The organism is Clostridium sp. Marseille-QA1073 (assembly GCF_054863625.1).
Genome location: NZ_JBSVQM010000024.1, coordinates 44,767 through 63,053 on the forward strand (window position 1 = coordinate 44,767; position 18,287 = coordinate 63,053).

The following is an 18,287-nucleotide window of genomic DNA, read 5'->3' on the forward strand; positions in this document are numbered from 1 at the left end:
TTTATTTTTATAGAAAATGCTAATTATAAGCTTTCTATAAAAAAAGGATATTTAGGATGTTAAGAAAAGAAAAATGTGATATAATACTTAAAACTTTAAGCAATATCTTTAGATTTTAAAATAAAGGTAATTTTAGTAAAGAAATAGAATTATAGAAAAATGAATGTAAATCTAAAGTGAATTTATTTAAAGATACAAAGATGCCTAAGTTGATATTATAGAGCTGAAGGGGGAGAATTAAAATGAGAATAGTATTATTTATGATAGTTCTTTTATTATTATATACTCTTTTTTATAGTATTTTAGGTCCAAGTATCACTTTTTTAATTATGTCAGGTGTATTTCTTGCTATGGGTATATTATTTTCTCTTAAGAAAGAATTTTATGATAAGTATATTAAGTTTGTAAGTCCTAAGTTTTATGATAATTTTAATTTAAAAGATGAAAAGTTTAAAGAAAGAAACAGAAAAACTAATATTGTATGTCTATATTTACTATCAGTAGCCACATTTATGAATTCAAGACTTTGTTCCGCAATTAGCCCAGAATTTACAACGAAACTTAATTTTAAAAATATTTTAATTACATCTAGTTTTGCATTCTTAATATATTTCCTTAGTTCCTATATATTTAAAAAGAGTAAAAACAATACTCAATATGTAATATTTTCTGTATTATTAGGCATTATTGCTGCAATAATTATAGGGATATTGATATTTAGAAATATAGAGATATTTTAAAATAAATATGTAAATTAGGGGGAGTATCTTGGATAGGCTATCTAAAATGCCCAATATAGGTAAAATTTTAGAACAAAAACTAATTGATGCAGGAGTTAAAGATGCTGATGAATTAAAAGCTATAGGAAGTAAAGAAGCATTTATTAAAATAAAAAATATTGATGATACATCTTGCTATAATATGCTCTGTGCATTAGAAGGAACTGTACAGGGCGTAAGATGGCATAATCTACCACAAGATACAAAGCAAGACTTAAAGTTGTTTTTTCAATCACTTAAATAGATAATTGATTAAATAAAATTAGATATATTTAAAAAATAATAGATCAGTATGTTGGTCTAGTATATCATATTGGGCTTTTGGAACCATTCATAAACTATGGAGGGGCTTAATTAAAGTATATCTAAGAAATTAAATAAAGGGGGAAAACTAATGTATATTGGTGAAAAAGTTAAATTAAGAGAGTATAGAAAAGAAGATATAAAAAAGGCACAGGAGTATATGAATGATAGAGAGATTAGAGGTTTGTTAGCTCCTAACATACCATATCCATATACTTATGAGGATGAGGTAAGATGGTTTGAAGGCTTGTCAGCAAATAAAGATTTATATAACTTTGCTATAGAAACTCTAAATGATAAAAAATATATTGGTGGTTGCGGTATAAATAATATTGATTGGAAGAATAGCGTAGCTACAGTTGGAATATTTATAGGAGATAAAGATTACTTAGGTAAAGGTTATGGAACAGATGCAATGAAAATTCTTATAAATTTTATATTTGAGGAAATGAATATAAATAAGATAAAATTAAATGTATATTCCTTTAACGAGAGAGCAGTAAAAAGCTATGAAAAATGTGGATTCAAAAAAGAAGGATTACTTAGAAAAGAGATATTCAGACAGGGCAAATATCATGATGAAGTTGTTATGGGAATTTTGAGAGAAGAGTATTATGGAGTATAAAACTTTAAAATTGGATAAGAAATTTTAATATTATCATTATTAGTAGTAATCTTTATTTATAAACCTAGTAGAATAAATTTACTAAAGTATATATTTTTTATAATATATTTCCTATAAAAGTAAAAGATTTTTATATAGAAAATATATTAAGAAAGAACCCTTGTATAAACAAAGGTTCTTTTATGAGTTTACAAAAATATATTAATCATATGAATCAAAATCAGTTTCATCGTAAGTAATATCGTCACTGTCATTAAAACACATATATATACTTGAATCCATATCTAATGCACATTGTGGGCAAACAACTATGAATTTTCCAAAGAAACCATCAACTTTGCATAAATCTTCTGATGAGCAGAACTTACCGCATTGCTCACATTCTTTTAAATCATCATTAGTATACTTATCACTTTCCCAATCACCGTCAAATAATTTATCTAAAGATTCCATGTTAGTCCTCCTTTATTCAACTTAATAGTTACATGTTATCTATCTAGAGATATAAATATTACATTGAAATGCCGATAAATAAATATTTTTATATTAAATTATGTACAGATATTTTATTCTTTATTCTTACTATTAACATTTTAAAGAGCTTTGATTATATATTTCATGAAGCTACTTTAAATACAATATAACTAAATATTCTGAAAAATTCAAGTTTTTAAGGTTAGAGGATTTAATTCACAGATAAAAAATTTGTCATATAAATTAAGATATTATATAAATTAAGTTTTTACTACGAAAATTTATATGAGATATTAATTTTTATAATAAAAAGGGATTATAAAAGATTTATTGAATTTAAATAGTAAAATTTTGTTAATATAGCTTTAAGTGAAAGAATAGTATATATATGATTAAGGGGATTTGATATGAAGAAAGCAGCGGATTTATTCATAAGCCTTATTTTATCTATTTGGACATTCTTAATTTTTGCATATAAGATGATATTATCCAGTGATATTCCAGTTTCTATTTCCTTAAAGGAACTTATAAGCTTTATAATAGGAATATTAATATATACCATTATTCAGTTATTTTATATTAAGAAAACTAAATTATACTTATTAAATTTAACTTTGCTGATTTTGCCAATAACATTTTGGGTCATTACATTATTACAAGCATTAACTTATAAGTATCACGTTTATGATACTATGTCAGATATAATTGGGTTTTCATGTACATTAATTATTTTTTTATGTTACTGTAATAAAATATTTACTAAGGTCAAAAAAGCAAAGATAAATTAATATATAGACTTAAATAGACTATGTAAATATTAATTAAAGGGGGCATGGCTATGGTTAGAAAATTAAATGAAAGCGATAATTTAATAGTTATGGAATTCCTAAAAGAAGAGGCGGAATTTAATCATTATTTAATAAGCGATATTGAAGAGTTTGGATATGATGGAGGATTCCAGGAAGTTTATGGAGAGTTTAATAATAATAAATTGAATAGTATTCTTCTTAAGTGCTTTGGATTTATTATGGTATATGCTAAGGATGAATTTGATGTAAAAGCAATGACAAAAATTATAGAAAGCTTTGGCAATTTTTACATGTTAGTAGGGAAAGAAGAAGTTGTTTCAAAATTTGAAGAAACTGGGCTACCTTTAGAAGTTCCACAAAAAAACTACTATAGTATTTTACGCAGCATTAATCCTAATTTTAAAGTAAATAACAATATAGTAGTTAAAAAGGTTATAGTAGACGATGTGGATAGGATAGTTGAGTTAAGAGATAAAATTAAAGAATTTAAAGGTGGAAGTAAAAATTTTAAAGAGATGTTGTTAAAAGATTTTGAAACTAAAACTGCACGAGGATACTATGTGGAAATAGATAATAATATAGTGTCTTATGCACAAACCTCTATTGAAAATAGTTTCTCTGCAATGATAGTAAATGTAATGACAGAGGAAAAATATAGAGGATATGGTTATGCTTCTGCTTGTTTGAATATATTGTGTAAAGAACTGTTGAAAGAAGAAAAAACTCTATGTCTTTACTATGAGAATCCGAGAGCAGGAAAAATCTATAAAGAGATTGGTTTTAAAGAAGTAGGCACATGGAGTATGTACAAAAAAATAAAGGATAAATAAATTTTATTTAAAAGAATAAAACTTAATGAATTTAGCCCATAATTTCTAAAAGATTTAAACTACTTTTATAGAAAATCTATTTTTCAGAGTATATTTTAATTTTCTCATTGTATCCCTAGATATTATATGTTATATGCTACAAAGATTTAATATAAGGAATTATTGAATATAATTGTTCTTTATATTGAGAAAAAATTTTAGTTCTATGATAATAAATATATAGAATAGAGGGTACATATGAAAAATAAAATTAATTCACGAAAAATATATTTTATTTATATATTTCTAGTTTCATTATTTCTTACTGTAGTATTTACTAGCAGTAGCTTATATCAGATTAATAATGTGGGCTTAAATCCACTACAGCTCATAATAGTAGGAACTGTACTTGAAAGTACCTATTTTATTTTTGAGATACCCACTGGCATATTATCAGATTTATATAGTAGAAAACTCTCAATCATTATAGGAGTAGCATTAATAGGAATAGCCTTTATAGTTATGGGAAGTATTGAGATGATATGGACAGTGATGTTATCACAGTTTTTATGAGGAGTGGGATTTACTTTTATTAGTGGTTCAGATATAGCATAGATAAGTAATGAACTAAAGGGACAAAATATTGAAAATGTGTTCTTGAAAGCAATGAAATTAGAGCAGGTATCATCTGTTTTAGGGGTTGTAATAGGTGTATATTTAGGTAATTTTAGTTTAAATATACCTATTATTGTTGGCGGATCAGGGCTTTTAATTTTAGCCATTTATTTATATATTTTTATGGGTGAAAGACCTTTTGAAAAAATAAAAAGAGATGAATTAAGTACCTATGAAAAAATGTTTGCTACTTTTAAATAAGGATTGAAGCATATTACAAGTAATAAGGTATTAAGTATGCTTTTAATTGTAGCTATATTTTATGGACTTCACAGTGAAGGCTTTGACAGACTTTGGACTATACATTTGGTGAAAGATATTGGAATACCTAAAAATATAAATCTTAATGAAATAAGTTATGTTGGAATAGTAAACATTGTAGCAGCACTAATTAGTATATTTTTATTAGATTATGTGGACAAAAAGCTAGAAAAGAAAAATACTGATAAAAAGATAATATTATTATTTGTTTTTAATTTAGTCACATCCTTAAGCATTTGTGCTTTTGCTTTTAGTATAAACTTTATTTGCAGAATAACTTTTTATTGGATTTCTATAATATTTACAAAATTAAATGCTTCATTATATAACGCCATAATAGTTCGCAATTCTCCTGAGAGCTATCAAGCAACTATTATTTCCACTTATGGGCAGATTAATTCTTTGGGATAAATTATAGGAGGACCAGCTATAGGATATATAGCTACAAAGTTTTCTGTGGCATATGGACTAGCAGTAACATCTTTTATGCTTCTAGTAGTAGTTTTTATATATTTATTTATGAGCATCAGTAAAATAAAATAGGTTATTCAAATAATGAGCTTTTAATAAGCTTCACTTTAGTAGAATAGATTACATTAATATGTTAGAATTTACATATATATTTTGAAAGGAGAGGTTCAAATGACAGTCAGCAAATATCTAGAAATAGAGGTTAGAATTCTATAAACAGGGAATAAACCTGTGAAATCTAGAATATTTACATGAGGTTTTCCTTGTTTTTAGAGTCTATTTATTAATGGACTTAAATAGGGAGGATATAGTATTGAGTTATATAAATGGAAAAAATGTTTTACCTAAAGAATTATTAGAAGAGATACAAAAGTATGTGGAAGGTGAAATCATTTATATACCCAAAAAAAGTAAGAAGATTTCTTGGGGTGAAAAAAGTGGATATAGAAAAGAATTAAATGAAAGAAATAGCAAAATAGTTTCTCTTTTTAATTCTGGATTGTCTATAAATAAATTATCAACACTTTATTGCCTATCAGAAGATAGTGTAAGAAAAATTGTTTTTAAAGCTTGTAAGTAAGATTTAATCTTAAGGATTTTACTGCAATAAGCTATTATTAAATGGTTAGATAAATAGGGGGAAATAATATTGAGTTATTACGGAAACTTATGCACACAAATTTATGACTTAGATAAACCTACAGCAAACAAAGAAGAATTAGATTTTTATATGAGTTATGTAACAGATAAGAAGATGAGAATCTTAGAACCTATGTGTGGGTCAGGTAGATTTATTATACCTTTTTTAGAAGAGGGATTTAATATTGAAGGATTTGATATTTCAGATGATATGCTAAATTCTTGCAGGGAAAGAATGAAAGCTAAGAATTTAATTGGGAATATTTTTAATGCTGGAATTCATAATTTTCAGACAGAAACTAAATATGATTTAATTATGATACCTGCAGGTTCATTTTCATTATTGCTTGATGAAGAAATTGTTGTATCAAGTCTTAATAGATTAAAAGATAACTTAAATGATAATGGCACTTTACTACTAGACGTATTAACAACGGAATGTAAAGCAGAAGAATGTGATAAATGGGAAGAAACAAATAGAATGGCTAGAGCTGATGGTAAAGTTATAGTACAATATTCAAAATCTCATTATGATAAAGTAAATAAAATTCTTTCTTCTCCATTAAGATATGAACTTTTAGATGGTGACAAAATAATTGAAAGTGAAGAAATGGATTTTTCTATGAAGTTATATGAAATCAGTGAATTTGAAGAGATTTTAAGAAATGTTGGATTTAAAAATATAAAAGTAATAAGAAATTGTGATATAGGATTAGAACCAGATGATGAAAATGTAATATTTGAATGCAGAATGTAAATTTTATTTAAAATTTAATAATTTAATTTCATATAATTAGGATATGAAATTTTTAAAAACTAGCAATTTTATTGCTAGTTTTTATAACAAGAAGACATATAGTATTTATTAAGTTCAAGTTAAGTAGGGAAATATTAAAAAGTTAATAATAATTTTTATAAGAGTTTAAGTTTGGGGAATAGGGGGTACAGGAATGGGAATTTTAGAAACGGAAAGGCTGATATTGAGAAAATTTTCCCCCAATGATTGGAAAGATTTATACGAATATCTTTCTCAAGAAACAGTGGTAAAATATGAGCCATATGATATTTATACTGGAGAACAATGTAAAGAAGAAGCAATATATCGTTCAAAGGAAGATGCTTTTTGGGCAGTTTGTTTAAAAGAAAATAATAAATTAATAGAAAATATATATTTTAAGCAACAAGAACCTAAAGAATTTGCTACATGGGAAATTGGATATGTTTTTAACTCTATATATTATGGAAAAGGCTATGCCACAGAAAGCTGCAAGAAAATTTTAGATTATGGATTTAATAAGTTAAAAGCACATAGAATAATTGCTATGTGTAATCCTGAGAATATAGCTTCATAGAAGTTATTAGAGAGATTAAATATGAGAAGAGAAGGGTATTTGCAAAAGAATGTATTTTTCAAGTATGATAGAGAAAGAAAGCCTATTTGGAATGATACATATGAATATGCAGTTTTAGCAGATGAATGGTTAACTAATATTGAGTAATCTCAATATTAGTTGTTTTACTATATACTTTTATTTTATTGCAAATTAAGAGAGAGAAAATATTCTATTATAAAAATTCATAGAATAACTAATAATTTTGTATATATGAGTTCTCAGGGAATTTGTTAATACAGCATGATGCAAAACAAATTAAAATAGAACTAGTTATTTTTTCAATACAAATAAATAGGAAGGAGATTAATTTGGTGAAGGATATATTATATAGGATTTCTTAATTGAAACTTAATTTATACATTATTTTAATTTTCATAGCAGATTTTTTGCTTTGAATTAAAAATTAAGAATTATGGTTAAAACTCCACTGTCAATGCCTTTGGAGTTTTTTAGAATAAATTTCATCCTATATAATATCACTTGCTAAAGATAATATATGAAGATGAATATAAACATTTTACTAACAGAAATTATAGAAAAATATAAAAATTTATTGGGAGAAAATCTCGTAGGAATATATCTTCATGGCTCATTGGTCATGGGATGTTTTAATAGTGAGTCTAGTGACATTGACTTTCTTATAGTTGTAAAAGATAAATTAAGTTTTAATGTTAAAAGGCGAATTGTAGATATCTTATTAGATTTATCTAATTTTGCACCTAAAAAAGGCTTTGAAGTAAGTGTTATTTTAGAAAAGTATAGTAAGGATTTTGTATATCCTACTCCTTTTGAACTTCATTATTCTAATGAATATAAAGATAAATATATTAAAGATAAAGGATTTCTCTGTGAAAATGGGGAAGATGCTGACTTAGCGGCACATATAACTATAATAAATAAAAGAGGACGTTGCTTATATGGAAAAGAAATAAAAGAAGTTTTTGGCGAAGTTCCTGAAAAATATTATATAAATTCTATTTTAAATGATGTTGAAAATGCAATAGATGAAATAGTAGAAAATCCAGTATATATAATATTAAATTTATGTAGAGTTCTTTATTATTTAAAAGAAAGAGTAGTATCCTCTAAATATGAAGGTGGAATATGGGGAAAAACAAATTATAAAGTGCATGAAGATTTAATGAAAATGGCATTAAACATATATAGTGGCCATATTAATGAAGAAAAATGGAATGAAGAAGAGCTGAAAAATTTTGCAGCATACATGATAGAAGAAATAAATAAAACTTATAAGGGACGGTTCATGAATTTTAACTATAACTAAAATATAGAGTATATTTAGACAAGCTATTTATTGATTTTTACAATTTTTAATGAACCGTCCCTAAGTAAGTACAGGAGGATTATAAATGATTTATTATAAAGATAATGAAATTAAAATAAGGGATATTTGTGGTGAAGATATTATAAGCCTTTTTTCATGGAGAATAGATAAAGAAGTAAATAAGCATGATCCAAGACCGATACCGCAAAACACTAAAGAATTAATTAAGGAATGTATAGAATGTTGTAGAAGATTTGATAATGAAATAATAAATAAGAATATAAGCGATAGAAAATATAAATATTTCATGATTACAAATCATGAAGATTTACCTATAGGCTTTGTAAATTTTTTTAGTATAGATATATTAAGACAAGAAGGAGAAATGGGCATAGAAATAGGTGATAAAAGATATTGGAATAAAGGTATTGCATATAAAGCAGTAAAAGCAGCCAGTGAGTATATATTTAATAACATGAGTATAAGAAAAATTTATATAGAAACCAGTGAAAACAATATACCTGCATTAAAACTATTTAAAAAACTTAATTTTACACAATGTGATGAATATGTAGAATACGAAGATTTTAAGTTTGTTGTTATGGAGAAAAGGATATAGGGACGATTCATTACTTTTAATATAAATTTCTAGATAAGCTATTTAATAGTTTTATAAATTTTAATGAACCGTCCCTTAAACTATTTAGAAATGGGGTAACTAGAATGAAGGATATATTTAAAGAAATAACAAAAGATATGACTTTGACAGGGGATATTAAGAAAGATTCCTACAATCTTCTTATGAAATATAATAAAGTTATAATAGCAAATCATTCATTAAGGGTTGCAGAAAAAGCTAGATTTTTAGCTAAACAATTTGGGACTAATGAAAATTTAGCTGAGATTGCAGGACTTTTACATGATATAAGCGGAGTTTATCCAAATGAAGAAAAACTAGAACTTTGTAAGAAACTTAATATAGAAATTTTATTAGAGGAAGAAAAGTTTCCAATGATTCTTCATCAAAAAATATCTAGAGTTATGGCTATAGAAATATTTAATATTAGTAATGAGGAAATTTTAGAAGCTATTAGTTGCCATACTACATTAAAATCTAATGCTTCTCCACTAGATATGGTTTTATTTATAGCAGATAAAATAGAATGGGATCAAAAAGGGGTGCCACCTTATATTGATGAAGTGGAAAAAGCTCTTAATACATCATTAGAATTATCTACATTTAAATTTATTAAATATCAAATGGATAATAAAGAAAACCTTAAAGTTATGCATCCATGGTTAGTAGAGGCTTATTTAGATTTAGAAAAACGGCTGATATAGTATTTTTACATGAAATGAATCTTAGGGGGATATAAAGTGATTAAAGGGAAAAAAGTTATCATAAGACCACTGGAAATTGGAGATGAAGAATATCTACATAAATGGTGGAATGATGAAAATATTATGGAACATGCTGCTCTTGCATTTGGTACTCTTCAAAGTAAAGAGAGAATTAGACAGAGTATATTAAAAGAAATAGAAAACAATGAATTTTATCCAGAAAGAAAAAGATTCCTTATATTAAGAAAGGAAGATATGATGCCAATTGGAGAAATGAATTATTGTGACTTTGACAGTAGAAATCAAAAATCTGAATTTGGAATAAAAATTTGTGAAGTTACCGAACAGGGGAAAGGCTATGGAATAGATGCATTGTATTATTTTATAGATTTCATGTTTAGATTTTTAAATTTAAATAAGATAGAATTAACTACAATGATAGATAATAAAAGAGCACAAAGACTTTATAAAAAATTAGGATTTAAAGAAATAGGAATAATTAGAAGTGGGTTTTTCGATTCTAGAAATGGTGAGTTTTCAGATATAGTATATATGGATATATTAAAAGACGAGTGGCTTAAAGTAAAAGAGAATATAGTGTTTTAATAATATATAATGAAATTTTTATGATAGAAAAGAATTGCATCAATTTTGTCATAAAAATTTCATTATTATTTTATAAAAATATTATATAATAATCTAAAATATTGATGGAAAATCTAAAATAATATGATATAGTTTATTAACTATACTATATAAAACAAATGAAGGGAGAAGTATTATGACTTGGAAACTAAAAAAATTTGAAGAGTTAACTACACTGGAGTTACATAACATTGTAAGGGAAAGAATTAATGTATTTGTAGTGGAACAAAATTGTATATATGAAGAATTAGATGGATTAGATTTAAAATCGTATCATCTTTTTAAAGAAGAGAATAATAATGTAATTGCTTATCTTAGAATAATTCCTAAAGGATTGGTATATGATGAGGTTGCTATTGGTAGAGTTTTAACTGTTAAAGAACATAGGGGGAAAGGTACTTTTGCAGAACTTATGGAAAAAGCTATAAATTTTATAGAAAATGAATTAAATGAGAAAAGCATAAAAATTTCTGCACAGGAATATTTAAGAAAAGCATATGGAAAGTTTGGATTTAAGGAAGTATCAGAAGTTTATTTAGATGTTAATATTCCACATGTAGAAATGGTTTATAATAAAAATAATAGCTTATAGAATAAGGAAATAAGAGGTATGATATAATTAGAGAATACTTTAACTTTAAATATCTTAGCCATATGTGAAAAAAATATAAAAAGATTAAAAGATGGAACATATTTTGGAGAAGAAAATGGTTAGAAGAGAAATAATGACATTTAGAATTGATAAGTTAAAGGAATAGTTAAGATATTTAGAAGATGTTAAAAAATATAATAGAGAAGAGTATATAAAAAATCCTTTAATATATGGTTCATCTGAGAGATTTTTGCACTTAGCAATTGAATGTGTTATGGATATTGCTAATCATTTAATATCAGATTTAAGGTTTAGAAAACCTGAAAGTAATAGGGAGATATTTAACATATTATATGAAAATGATATTATAGATAGAAAACTTAAAGAAGATTTATGTAACATGGCATCTTTTAGAAATATACTAGTATGTGATTATCTAAAACTAGATAGAGAAATTGTTTATGATATAATTTTAAATAATCTAGATGATATAATAACATTTGTAAATATAATAAAAGACTATATTTAAAAGAACTAATGTAATTAAATCACTTTATTTGAAAGGATGTATTTAAAATGGATAAAAATCTTTCATGGTATATTGAAAAAAGAGTAGAAAGAACCATAGAAGGTTTAAGTAAACGGAATATGGAAGGTTACTTCGTTAATGATGAAGTTGAATTAATAGAATTATTAAAAAATTTAATTCCTCATGATTCTATAGTTGGAGTTGGCGATTCTATGACGCTTTTCGAAACTGGGGTTATAGATTTTCTGCGTAATGAAAAATACATCTTTTTAGATAAATATAAAGATGATATTACAAAGGAAGAAAAAAGAAAAATTTATGAGAAAAACTTTTCTGCAGATACTTTTCTTTGTAGTACAAATGCTATCACTGAAAGTGGCGAACTTTATAATATAGATGGTAATGGAAGCAGAGTTGCACCAATGCTATATGGACCTAAACAGGTTATATTAGTAGCTGGAATAAATAAGATAGTTAAAGACATAGATGAGGCAGAAAAAAGAGTTCGGAATTATTCAGCCCCTATTGATGCTAAAAGACTAAATAAAAATACTCCATGTACTACTTTAGGATATTGTATTGATTGTAAAAGTCCAAATAGAATTTGCAATGACTTTGTAATTATAAGAGGGCAATTTATTAAAGGAAGAATAAAAGTTATCTTTGTCGGAAAGCAACTTGGGTATTAATAAATTATATATCATGGTTAGTAAAATATGAGTAGTTATGCATTACAATGATCAATTGAAAAGTCGTGACAAAGTCACGACTTAAATATATTCTATGATAATATATCTTCCTTTACATATCTACTAATATCTAATTATTAATAGCATATATTCCATATTTATGACCAGTTTCATTAGAAGGTATAAAGTATAATTCTCCTGATCCTACCATGACACCTCTGTTACTAACGAAGGTATCTTCTACCTTTTGATCAATAAGTGTTTTTCTTACTTTTTCATTGAAAATCTTATCATAATTATTTATGAAATCTTCTTTTGAATTTATAGCTATTTTATTACCATTAATATTTGCATTTATAGGATATATAATATATTCTGCTATAGAAGATTTATCATTATCTTTTACTAGCTTTTGAACGGTTTTAAATGCTTCTTCAAACTCATTAACATCCATTATGCCAGCAACTTCATATCTATTAGATGTAGAATTCTCATTTGATTTATTAGATATTTTATTTTTAGTTAACTCATCTTTTTTATTATCCTCTATATTTAAGTTTTCATTTTCCTTATTTTCAATTTTGGTATTCTCTTGAGATTTGTTATCTTTAGAACTACAGCCAGTTAAAGAAAAAGTAACAGAAAGACCTATAATTAGTCCTACTATTATTTTATTTTTAAGCATAATACACTCCTCCTGAAATTTAACAAGTTTTAAATTATATAAATTAACTCGTTGTGCTAGTTAATCATTAGCAATATTTACAAATAGAAAAACTCTAGCATTTTTGCTAATCTATCATCAAAAGAACCAACAATCAATGATAGGAGGAAAGCAATATGCTAGAGCTTAATAAAAATTCTACCATAACAATAAACAACTTAAAAGATTTTATTACTGTCATTTATGTTATAATTGATGATATTTACCAAAAAGTAACTCCAGCATACATAAAGTATCGCCGCAACATTGATAAAGCAATAATGTCAGATAGTGAAATTATAACTCTATCCTTAGTGGGTGAACTTTTAACTATTGATTCTGAAAAAGCATGGTTTGGATTTTCTCGAAAAAATCTAAGAGATTTATTTCCTAAATTTTGTACTAGAACAAGATTTCATAGAACTAGAAAATCTCTTTTTAAAGTAGTTGAAGTTATTCGTAAGGAACTAACAAGTTTCCTTAACTATCAACATGATCAGGTTAGAATCATAGATAGTATGCCTATACCAGTATGCGCTTTTGGTAGGGCACACTTTCACAGATCTTTTAAGCCGGAGGCTGCCTACGGTAAATGTGCTTCCAAGAAACAAACTTACTATGGGTTTAAATTACATGCTATCATAGCTCTAGATGGATATATATCAGATTTCATCTTAACTTCAGCTGATACAGACGATAGAGTCGCAATATGGGACTTAACAGCTACCGCTCCATTTACAACAGTTATTGGAGATAAAGGCTATATTGGAGAAAGCCTAGCTTTACATTTGAAATCTGAAAATCACATAAACCTATTAACTATAAAACGTACTAATTCTAAAGTTAAAGTTTCAAAACAGTTCAGAAGAATGATTTTTAAAGCTCGTCGGAGAGTTGAAACTTCTTTTTCTCAGCTTTCTGGACAATTAAATATCCAAAGAGTTTTAGCAAAATCTATGTGGGGACTAATTTCTAGAATAACAAATAAAATTTTAGCCCATAATCTTTGTTTTTTCATAAATAAAATCTTAAATATTAATTCTAATATTGCAAAAATCAAGGATTTAATATTTGGATAAAACTTTTTAAAAGAACATTTTAAATTCTTAGGATTACTATGCCAATGTACTATGGAATAATAATCCTATTAATGAAAAATTATCTTTTAGCACAACAGGTTAAATTAATTATAATTTATATGTTAAATAGAATTAATAAATATATTTAAAATAAATAGACCATTTCTCAGAAAAATTGAGAGACGGCCTATTTATAAATTGTAAATTCTATCTTAAAAAGATATTTTTAAGATGTTTTTTTCTTTTCAGGCTTTAAGTGACTTATATCTATTTTAGTATTATCCACCATGCGAGCAACTTCTGGGTGTCTATCATCATATCTTTTCATGAATCTTTCGTAATATATTTTCATAACTCCAGCTATAGGAACAGCAATAAGCATACCTACCATTCCGTAAACTGCGCCACCTATACTTAGAGAAAGTATACAAGTAACAGGATTAATACCTACGCTATCACCAGACATCTTAGGTCCAAGCCAGTTGCCATCTATTTGTTGTAAAATAAATAACCATATAAATACAACTAAAGCTGTTACTGGTGAATGGAATATATTTAAGATTGTCCCAAATACTATACCTAAAAATGGTCCGAAGATTGGAATCATGTTGGTTATTCCAAAGAATACGGAAATAAGTATGATATATTGAGATTTTATAAATATTAATCCTATAAAACAAGCTATAGCAACTATTAAAGATTCTAGAGCCCTAACCCCTAAATATGTCCCTAACATATCATCTGTACAGTGTAGTAATTCTAATATTTTTACACCATACTTATTTTTGAATATAATGAATATTCCTTTTTTAAGAGATTTTACAAAAATTTCTTTGTAAATTAAATAATATACAGCAATAATAAGAGCAAATCCCCATTTAATAATAGAAGCAGTTACTGAAACCAATGATGAAAGCAAGGCATTAAATAAGGTAGTAGACCATGCTCCTAAGGTTTTGGCTAGATCAAATTTTTTAGTTAACTCTAAAACAAATTCACTATTAACATTATCTCCAATCCATCCATTAGCAGATGAAACCATATATGGTATAGAATTAATAAGATTCTTAATGTTTTCAGTAATTCCAGGTACTAAATATACTATAGAAAGAGTGAATACTAAAATTACTATTATACAAGTTAGGAGTACGCTTATTCCCCTAGAAACCTTCAATCTTTTCTCAATATAAACCATCAATGGATTTAATGCATAAGCTATAACTGCACCTAATATAAAAGGTGATAATATCCCCATAACAAACCTATAAGCATCTGCTACTATTGAGTAGTTATCAATAAGTTTAATTCCTATATAAGCTAATAAAATTATAACTAATATATGGAGATTTTTCTTTATCTGCAATTTTAAATTCTCCATTTACATCTCCCCTCCATGCAAAATATAAAACAATTATATCATAGAATAATAATTATTAGTTGTGAACTAATTTAGTTTTAATGCTAATCTAATGGAAAAGATGTAAAAGAATGATTATTTTTGTTAAATTAAGTTGACATTTTATAAAAGCAGGCATATTATAGAGATATAATAAAGAACGGGTGATTTTTTATGCAAGTACTAAAGGATGAAGTCAGAAATTCTATAATTGAGGCTGCTAAAGATGAGTTTTATGAGAAAGGCTTTGAAAAAACAGCAATTAGAACTATTGCTAAAAAAGCAGGAACTACCATAGGAAATTTTTATAATTATTTTGAAAGCAAAAATGAGGTTTTTTCAATTGTAGTGAAGCCCATTACAGAAAAGGTTGATTATTTAATAAACCATCATCATAGAAGTAATGTAGAAGTTAATAATTTTTCTAAGGAAATGATTTTTTCAGAATTAAATACTTTTTTTCCACTAGGCTTTGCAGAAATTTTTAATAAAAACTTTGTAATTCTAATGGAAGGAAATAAAGGCAGTGAATTTGATGGCTTTAATTTTAAATTTCTTTCAATGTTAGAGGGACATTTTTTAAGTCATTTAGAAAAAAATCAACATAATGTTTTATTATCAAAAATGATAGCATCGGCTTTTTTACAAGGAATTTTGACCATGATTAAGTGCAATCCTTGCGAAAAATTATCAAAAGAAGCATTATTTAACTATTTATTTATATTTATAAAGGGAATTGAATTATAATACATAAGTTATATAAAATAAAAACTTGAATTAGTCAAATAAAACATACTGTGAGATTTGCAGTATGTTTTATTAAAAAATAAAAACGAACAATTGATTTTTATTGTGGAGGGATGTTTATGATAGAAGCTAAAAATTTAAGTTTTCGATATAAAAATAGCAAAGAAGACAGTATCAAAAATATGAATTTTAATATTAAACAAGGTGAGATTTTTGGATTTTTAGGTCCCTCAGGAGCAGGTAAAAGTACAGTACAAAAAATTCTTCTAGGACTTATGAAAAACTATAGAGGAACTGTTAAGGTAATGGGGCAAGAAATAAAAAATTGTAATGGAGAATATTATGAAAAAATTGGTGTAGGATTTGAACTTCCTAATTTATATATAAAATTAACTGCTATAGAGAACCTAGAATTTTTTAATAAACTTTATAAGAATAGCTGCACTAATATTTTAGAATTACTAAAAATATTAGGATTAGAAAATCATAGACATAAAAGGGTTGAACAATTATCAAAGGGCATGAAGATGAGACTAAATTTTTGTAGAGCACTTTTAAATGATCCTGAATTATTATTTTTAGATGAACCTACTTCAGGCCTTGATCCAAATAATTCTAAGGTGATTAAGGATATTATTCTAAAGAAAAAACATGAAGGAAAAACTATAATTCTAACTACTCATAATATGAGCATTGCAGAAAAAATATGCGATAGAGTTGCTTTTGTAGTAGATGGCGAAATTAAACTTATAGATAGTCCAAGAGCTTTAAAACTTAAATATGGAGATAAAAAAATTAGAGTTGAATATAAAGAAAGTGATATTTTGCAAAAGGATTTTAACTTAAAGTGTCTAGGAGAAAACAAGGAATTTTTTCATATTATTAATGATAAAGAAGTGGAAAAGATTTATACATTAGAAGCATCTTTAGAAGAAATCTTTAGAGAGGTTACAGGGAGGGTACTAGTATGAGAATTTTACACAGCATAAAGTATGATATTATATCTCAATATAAAAATGGTATTTATTTTGTGTATGGATTTATTTCTACTATGTATATATTAGCTCTCCAATTAGTACCTAATAATTTTATTAATAGGGCATTAATATTTTTAATTTTTTCGGATCCTACTTTTTTAGGTTTTTTCTTTGTAGGAGCTATAGTGCTATTAGAGAGGAATCAAGGCATACCTTTAGCTTTATCTATAACTCCACTAACACTAAAAGAGTATATAATATCAAAATGTATATCCTTAAGCCTTGTTTCTGTCATAGTAAGTTTAATTATTACTTTTACAGTTAAAGGATTAGAATTTAATATAATTTTATTAATAAGTGTAGTTGCAGTAAACTCTATAATTTTTACATTAATAGGCTTAATAACAGGAATGTATTCAAAGACTTTAAATCACTATTTTTTAATAGCAACACTTGTAGGCATAGTAATAGCAAATCCACTTTTAAATTATTTTAAAATTACAAGCTTTGGACCGTTCAATATATTTCCTACTTATGTAGCTATATCCTTAATTGAAGTAGCTATTTATAGAAGCAAAATTAATATTATATATTTTCTAATATCTATAATCTGGGCGATAGTTTTATACGATTTAGCAAAAGTAGTTTTAAGAAATAAGTTTATTTAAGGCTGGTGAAGGCATGAAAAAATTATTAATTTTAATAAAGGAAGATTTAAAAAATATGTATAAAGATCCTATGTATTTAATTTCTTTTACTTGTCCATTATTACTAATTATATTTTGTACAATAGGAATTAAATTTATAGAGAGTGAGTTTAGAATGTCTTTAAGCAATTACTATGCTCTTATACTATGGATGGCATTAATAATGACACCTTTTCTTATAGGAGTACTTATAGGATTAATATTATTAGATGAAAAAGATCAAAATTTAATAATATATTTTTCTGTAACACCCCTTAAAAAAGTGAATTACTTAATATATAGATTGTCAATGCCTTTTGCTATTAGTTTTATAATGAACTTAATATTATTCATAACTACAAATTTAGTAAAAGTTAGA

General features: G+C 25.7%; 27 protein-coding genes and 1 pseudogene. 24 read left to right on the forward strand and 4 right to left on the reverse strand.

Going from position 1 to position 18,287, the window contains the following annotated elements; genetic code table 11:
- Positions 1-242 precede the first annotated feature (242 nt).
- The 3 genes from ACY1IQ_RS17525 to ACY1IQ_RS17535 all read left to right on the forward strand — a co-directional run bounded on the left by ACY1IQ_RS17525 (position 243) and on the right by ACY1IQ_RS17535 (position 1,707).
- Complete coding sequence (locus ACY1IQ_RS17525; RefSeq protein WP_461615190.1) at positions 243-740, forward strand: hypothetical protein; 498 nt, start codon at positions 243-245, stop codon at positions 738-740.
- Positions 741-768: 28 nt separating this feature from the next.
- A complete protein-coding gene (locus ACY1IQ_RS17530) occupies positions 769-1,023 on the forward strand; it encodes a TfoX/Sxy family protein (protein WP_461615191.1) in 255 nt (84 codons plus the stop codon).
- Positions 1,024-1,173: 150 nt separating this feature from the next.
- On the forward strand, positions 1,174-1,707 hold the full coding sequence (locus ACY1IQ_RS17535) for a GNAT family N-acetyltransferase (RefSeq protein ID WP_461615192.1): 534 nt from the start codon (positions 1,174-1,176) through the stop codon (positions 1,705-1,707).
- A 201-nt stretch (positions 1,708-1,908) separates the two neighbouring features.
- Here ACY1IQ_RS17535 and ACY1IQ_RS17540 read toward each other — a convergent pair whose 3' ends face one another.
- On the reverse strand, positions 1,909-2,160 hold the full coding sequence (locus tag ACY1IQ_RS17540; protein ID WP_461615193.1) for a hypothetical protein: 252 nt from the start codon (positions 2,158-2,160) through the stop codon (positions 1,909-1,911).
- A 428-nt stretch (positions 2,161-2,588) separates the two neighbouring features.
- Here ACY1IQ_RS17540 and ACY1IQ_RS17545 point away from each other — a divergent pair, with 428 nt between their 5' ends.
- From ACY1IQ_RS17545 to ACY1IQ_RS17565, 5 genes are all read left to right on the forward strand, one after another.
- Complete coding sequence (locus tag ACY1IQ_RS17545) at positions 2,589-2,969, forward strand: hypothetical protein (RefSeq protein ID WP_461615194.1); 381 nt, start codon at positions 2,589-2,591, stop codon at positions 2,967-2,969.
- Between the two features lie 50 nt (positions 2,970-3,019).
- The gene (locus ACY1IQ_RS17550; RefSeq protein WP_461615195.1) at positions 3,020-3,820 is read left to right on the forward strand and encodes a GNAT family N-acetyltransferase; all 801 of its coding nucleotides are present in this window, start codon (positions 3,020-3,022) and stop codon (positions 3,818-3,820) included.
- Positions 3,821-4,057: 237 nt separating this feature from the next.
- Positions 4,058-4,372 carry a hypothetical protein gene (locus ACY1IQ_RS17555; RefSeq protein WP_461615196.1) on the forward strand — a complete coding sequence of 105 codons (315 nt, stop codon included), beginning with the start codon at positions 4,058-4,060 and terminating at the stop codon, positions 4,370-4,372.
- Between the two features lie 93 nt (positions 4,373-4,465).
- Positions 4,466-4,675, forward strand: a complete 210-nt coding sequence (locus ACY1IQ_RS17560; protein WP_461615197.1) for a hypothetical protein — start codon at positions 4,466-4,468, stop codon at positions 4,673-4,675.
- Between the two features lie 3 nt (positions 4,676-4,678).
- Entirely contained in the window at positions 4,679-5,146 is a 468-nt protein-coding gene (locus ACY1IQ_RS17565) for a hypothetical protein (RefSeq protein WP_461615198.1), read from the forward strand.
- Here the strand turns inward: ACY1IQ_RS17565 and ACY1IQ_RS17570 are convergent.
- Positions 5,119-5,262: a hypothetical protein gene (locus ACY1IQ_RS17570; RefSeq protein ID WP_461615199.1), complete on the reverse strand. Its 144-nt coding sequence runs from the start codon at positions 5,260-5,262 to the stop codon at positions 5,119-5,121. The genes ACY1IQ_RS17565 and ACY1IQ_RS17570 overlap by 28 nt on opposite strands.
- A gap of 257 nt (positions 5,263-5,519) precedes the next feature.
- Between ACY1IQ_RS17570 and ACY1IQ_RS17575 the strand changes: the two genes are divergently transcribed.
- The 11 genes and pseudogenes from ACY1IQ_RS17575 (at position 5,520) to ACY1IQ_RS17625 (ending at position 12,320) form a co-directional block, all read left to right on the forward strand.
- Complete coding sequence (locus ACY1IQ_RS17575) at positions 5,520-5,786, forward strand: CD3324 family protein (protein WP_191741796.1); 267 nt, start codon at positions 5,520-5,522, stop codon at positions 5,784-5,786.
- A gap of 69 nt (positions 5,787-5,855) precedes the next feature.
- A complete protein-coding gene (locus ACY1IQ_RS17580) occupies positions 5,856-6,602 on the forward strand; it encodes a class I SAM-dependent methyltransferase (protein ID WP_461615200.1) in 747 nt (248 codons plus the stop codon).
- Positions 6,603-6,795: 193 nt separating this feature from the next.
- Positions 6,796-7,197 (forward strand): GNAT family N-acetyltransferase, encoded by a 402-nt coding sequence (locus ACY1IQ_RS17585; protein WP_461615201.1) that lies wholly within the window; start codon positions 6,796-6,798, stop codon positions 7,195-7,197.
- Positions 7,198-7,218: 21 nt separating this feature from the next.
- The gene (locus ACY1IQ_RS17590) at positions 7,219-7,344 is read left to right on the forward strand and encodes a hypothetical protein (protein WP_461615202.1); all 126 of its coding nucleotides are present in this window, start codon (positions 7,219-7,221) and stop codon (positions 7,342-7,344) included.
- Positions 7,345-7,735: 391 nt separating this feature from the next.
- Complete coding sequence (locus ACY1IQ_RS17595) at positions 7,736-8,524, forward strand: aminoglycoside adenylyltransferase domain-containing protein (RefSeq protein ID WP_461615203.1); 789 nt, start codon at positions 7,736-7,738, stop codon at positions 8,522-8,524.
- An 85-nt stretch (positions 8,525-8,609) separates the two neighbouring features.
- A complete protein-coding gene (locus ACY1IQ_RS17600; RefSeq protein ID WP_461615204.1) occupies positions 8,610-9,143 on the forward strand; it encodes a GNAT family N-acetyltransferase in 534 nt (177 codons plus the stop codon).
- Between the two features lie 104 nt (positions 9,144-9,247).
- Positions 9,248-9,865 (forward strand): bis(5'-nucleosyl)-tetraphosphatase (symmetrical) YqeK, encoded by a 618-nt coding sequence (yqeK, locus tag ACY1IQ_RS17605; RefSeq protein ID WP_461615205.1) that lies wholly within the window; start codon positions 9,248-9,250, stop codon positions 9,863-9,865.
- A gap of 36 nt (positions 9,866-9,901) precedes the next feature.
- A complete protein-coding gene (locus ACY1IQ_RS17610; RefSeq protein WP_461615206.1) occupies positions 9,902-10,471 on the forward strand; it encodes a GNAT family N-acetyltransferase in 570 nt (189 codons plus the stop codon).
- Between the two features lie 175 nt (positions 10,472-10,646).
- The gene (locus ACY1IQ_RS17615; RefSeq protein WP_461615207.1) at positions 10,647-11,102 is read left to right on the forward strand and encodes a GNAT family N-acetyltransferase; all 456 of its coding nucleotides are present in this window, start codon (positions 10,647-10,649) and stop codon (positions 11,100-11,102) included.
- Positions 11,103-11,283: 181 nt separating this feature from the next.
- Positions 11,284-11,631, forward strand: a pseudogene (hepT, locus tag ACY1IQ_RS17620) (type VII toxin-antitoxin system HepT family RNase toxin); the annotation flags it as partial.
- Positions 11,632-11,678: 47 nt separating this feature from the next.
- A complete protein-coding gene (locus ACY1IQ_RS17625) occupies positions 11,679-12,320 on the forward strand; it encodes a lactate utilization protein (protein ID WP_461615208.1) in 642 nt (213 codons plus the stop codon).
- 130 nt (positions 12,321-12,450) lie between these two features.
- Here the strand turns inward: ACY1IQ_RS17625 and ACY1IQ_RS17630 are convergent, their stop codons facing one another.
- Positions 12,451-13,005: a hypothetical protein gene (locus ACY1IQ_RS17630; RefSeq protein WP_461615209.1), complete on the reverse strand. Its 555-nt coding sequence runs from the start codon at positions 13,003-13,005 to the stop codon at positions 12,451-12,453.
- A gap of 155 nt (positions 13,006-13,160) precedes the next feature.
- Here ACY1IQ_RS17630 and ACY1IQ_RS17635 point away from each other — a divergent pair, with 155 nt between their 5' ends.
- The gene (locus ACY1IQ_RS17635) at positions 13,161-14,102 is read left to right on the forward strand and encodes an IS982 family transposase (RefSeq protein ID WP_461615210.1); all 942 of its coding nucleotides are present in this window, start codon (positions 13,161-13,163) and stop codon (positions 14,100-14,102) included.
- Between the two features lie 226 nt (positions 14,103-14,328).
- Here ACY1IQ_RS17635 and ACY1IQ_RS17640 read toward each other — a convergent pair whose 3' ends face one another.
- Entirely contained in the window at positions 14,329-15,480 is a 1,152-nt protein-coding gene (locus ACY1IQ_RS17640; RefSeq protein ID WP_461615211.1) for an AI-2E family transporter, read from the reverse strand.
- A 192-nt stretch (positions 15,481-15,672) separates the two neighbouring features.
- Between ACY1IQ_RS17640 and ACY1IQ_RS17645 the strand changes: the two genes are divergently transcribed.
- From ACY1IQ_RS17645 to ACY1IQ_RS17660, 4 genes are all read left to right on the forward strand, one after another.
- Positions 15,673-16,245 carry a TetR/AcrR family transcriptional regulator gene (locus tag ACY1IQ_RS17645; protein WP_461615212.1) on the forward strand — a complete coding sequence of 191 codons (573 nt, stop codon included), beginning with the start codon at positions 15,673-15,675 and terminating at the stop codon, positions 16,243-16,245.
- 119 nt (positions 16,246-16,364) lie between these two features.
- Positions 16,365-17,216: an ABC transporter ATP-binding protein gene (locus ACY1IQ_RS17650; protein WP_461615213.1), complete on the forward strand. Its 852-nt coding sequence runs from the start codon at positions 16,365-16,367 to the stop codon at positions 17,214-17,216.
- Positions 17,213-17,890: a fluoroquinolone export ABC transporter permease subunit gene (locus ACY1IQ_RS17655; RefSeq protein ID WP_461615214.1), complete on the forward strand. Its 678-nt coding sequence runs from the start codon at positions 17,213-17,215 to the stop codon at positions 17,888-17,890. The genes ACY1IQ_RS17650 and ACY1IQ_RS17655 overlap by 4 nt, the downstream gene beginning before the upstream one ends.
- Positions 17,891-17,903: 13 nt before the next feature.
- Positions 17,904-18,287 (forward strand): hypothetical protein (locus tag ACY1IQ_RS17660; RefSeq protein WP_461615215.1); only part of this gene is annotated, 384 nt, incomplete at its 3' end.

Coding starts and splice junctions, on each gene's coding strand:
- ACY1IQ_RS17635 (WP_461615210.1), top strand. CDS start 13,161: ATGCTAGAGCTTAATAAAAATTCTACCATAACAATAAACAACTTAAAA.
- ACY1IQ_RS17585 (WP_461615201.1), top strand. CDS start 6,796: ATGGGAATTTTAGAAACGGAAAGGCTGATATTGAGAAAATTTTCCCCC.
- ACY1IQ_RS17550 (WP_461615195.1), top strand. CDS start 3,020: ATGGTTAGAAAATTAAATGAAAGCGATAATTTAATAGTTATGGAATTC.
- ACY1IQ_RS17625 (WP_461615208.1), top strand. CDS start 11,679: ATGGATAAAAATCTTTCATGGTATATTGAAAAAAGAGTAGAAAGAACC.
- ACY1IQ_RS17640 (WP_461615211.1), bottom strand. CDS start 15,480: ATGGAGAATTTAAAATTGCAGATAAAGAAAAATCTCCATATATTAGTT.
- ACY1IQ_RS17560 (WP_461615197.1), top strand. CDS start 4,466: ATGAAATTAGAGCAGGTATCATCTGTTTTAGGGGTTGTAATAGGTGTA.
- ACY1IQ_RS17655 (WP_461615214.1), top strand. CDS start 17,213: ATGAGAATTTTACACAGCATAAAGTATGATATTATATCTCAATATAAA.
- ACY1IQ_RS17595 (WP_461615203.1), top strand. CDS start 7,736: ATGAAGATGAATATAAACATTTTACTAACAGAAATTATAGAAAAATAT.
- ACY1IQ_RS17630 (WP_461615209.1), bottom strand. CDS start 13,005: ATGCTTAAAAATAAAATAATAGTAGGACTAATTATAGGTCTTTCTGTT.
- ACY1IQ_RS17540 (WP_461615193.1), bottom strand. CDS start 2,160: ATGGAATCTTTAGATAAATTATTTGACGGTGATTGGGAAAGTGATAAG.
- ACY1IQ_RS17535 (WP_461615192.1), top strand. CDS start 1,174: ATGTATATTGGTGAAAAAGTTAAATTAAGAGAGTATAGAAAAGAAGAT.
- ACY1IQ_RS17590 (WP_461615202.1), top strand. CDS start 7,219: ATGAGAAGAGAAGGGTATTTGCAAAAGAATGTATTTTTCAAGTATGAT.
- ACY1IQ_RS17525 (WP_461615190.1), top strand. CDS start 243: ATGAGAATAGTATTATTTATGATAGTTCTTTTATTATTATATACTCTT.
- ACY1IQ_RS17555 (WP_461615196.1), top strand. CDS start 4,058: ATGAAAAATAAAATTAATTCACGAAAAATATATTTTATTTATATATTT.
- ACY1IQ_RS17645 (WP_461615212.1), top strand. CDS start 15,673: ATGCAAGTACTAAAGGATGAAGTCAGAAATTCTATAATTGAGGCTGCT.
- yqeK (WP_461615205.1), top strand. CDS start 9,248: ATGAAGGATATATTTAAAGAAATAACAAAAGATATGACTTTGACAGGG.
- ACY1IQ_RS17600 (WP_461615204.1), top strand. CDS start 8,610: ATGATTTATTATAAAGATAATGAAATTAAAATAAGGGATATTTGTGGT.
- ACY1IQ_RS17545 (WP_461615194.1), top strand. CDS start 2,589: ATGAAGAAAGCAGCGGATTTATTCATAAGCCTTATTTTATCTATTTGG.
- ACY1IQ_RS17650 (WP_461615213.1), top strand. CDS start 16,365: ATGATAGAAGCTAAAAATTTAAGTTTTCGATATAAAAATAGCAAAGAA.
- ACY1IQ_RS17570 (WP_461615199.1), bottom strand. CDS start 5,262: ATGCTCATAAATAAATATATAAAAACTACTACTAGAAGCATAAAAGAT.
- ACY1IQ_RS17615 (WP_461615207.1), top strand. CDS start 10,647: ATGACTTGGAAACTAAAAAAATTTGAAGAGTTAACTACACTGGAGTTA.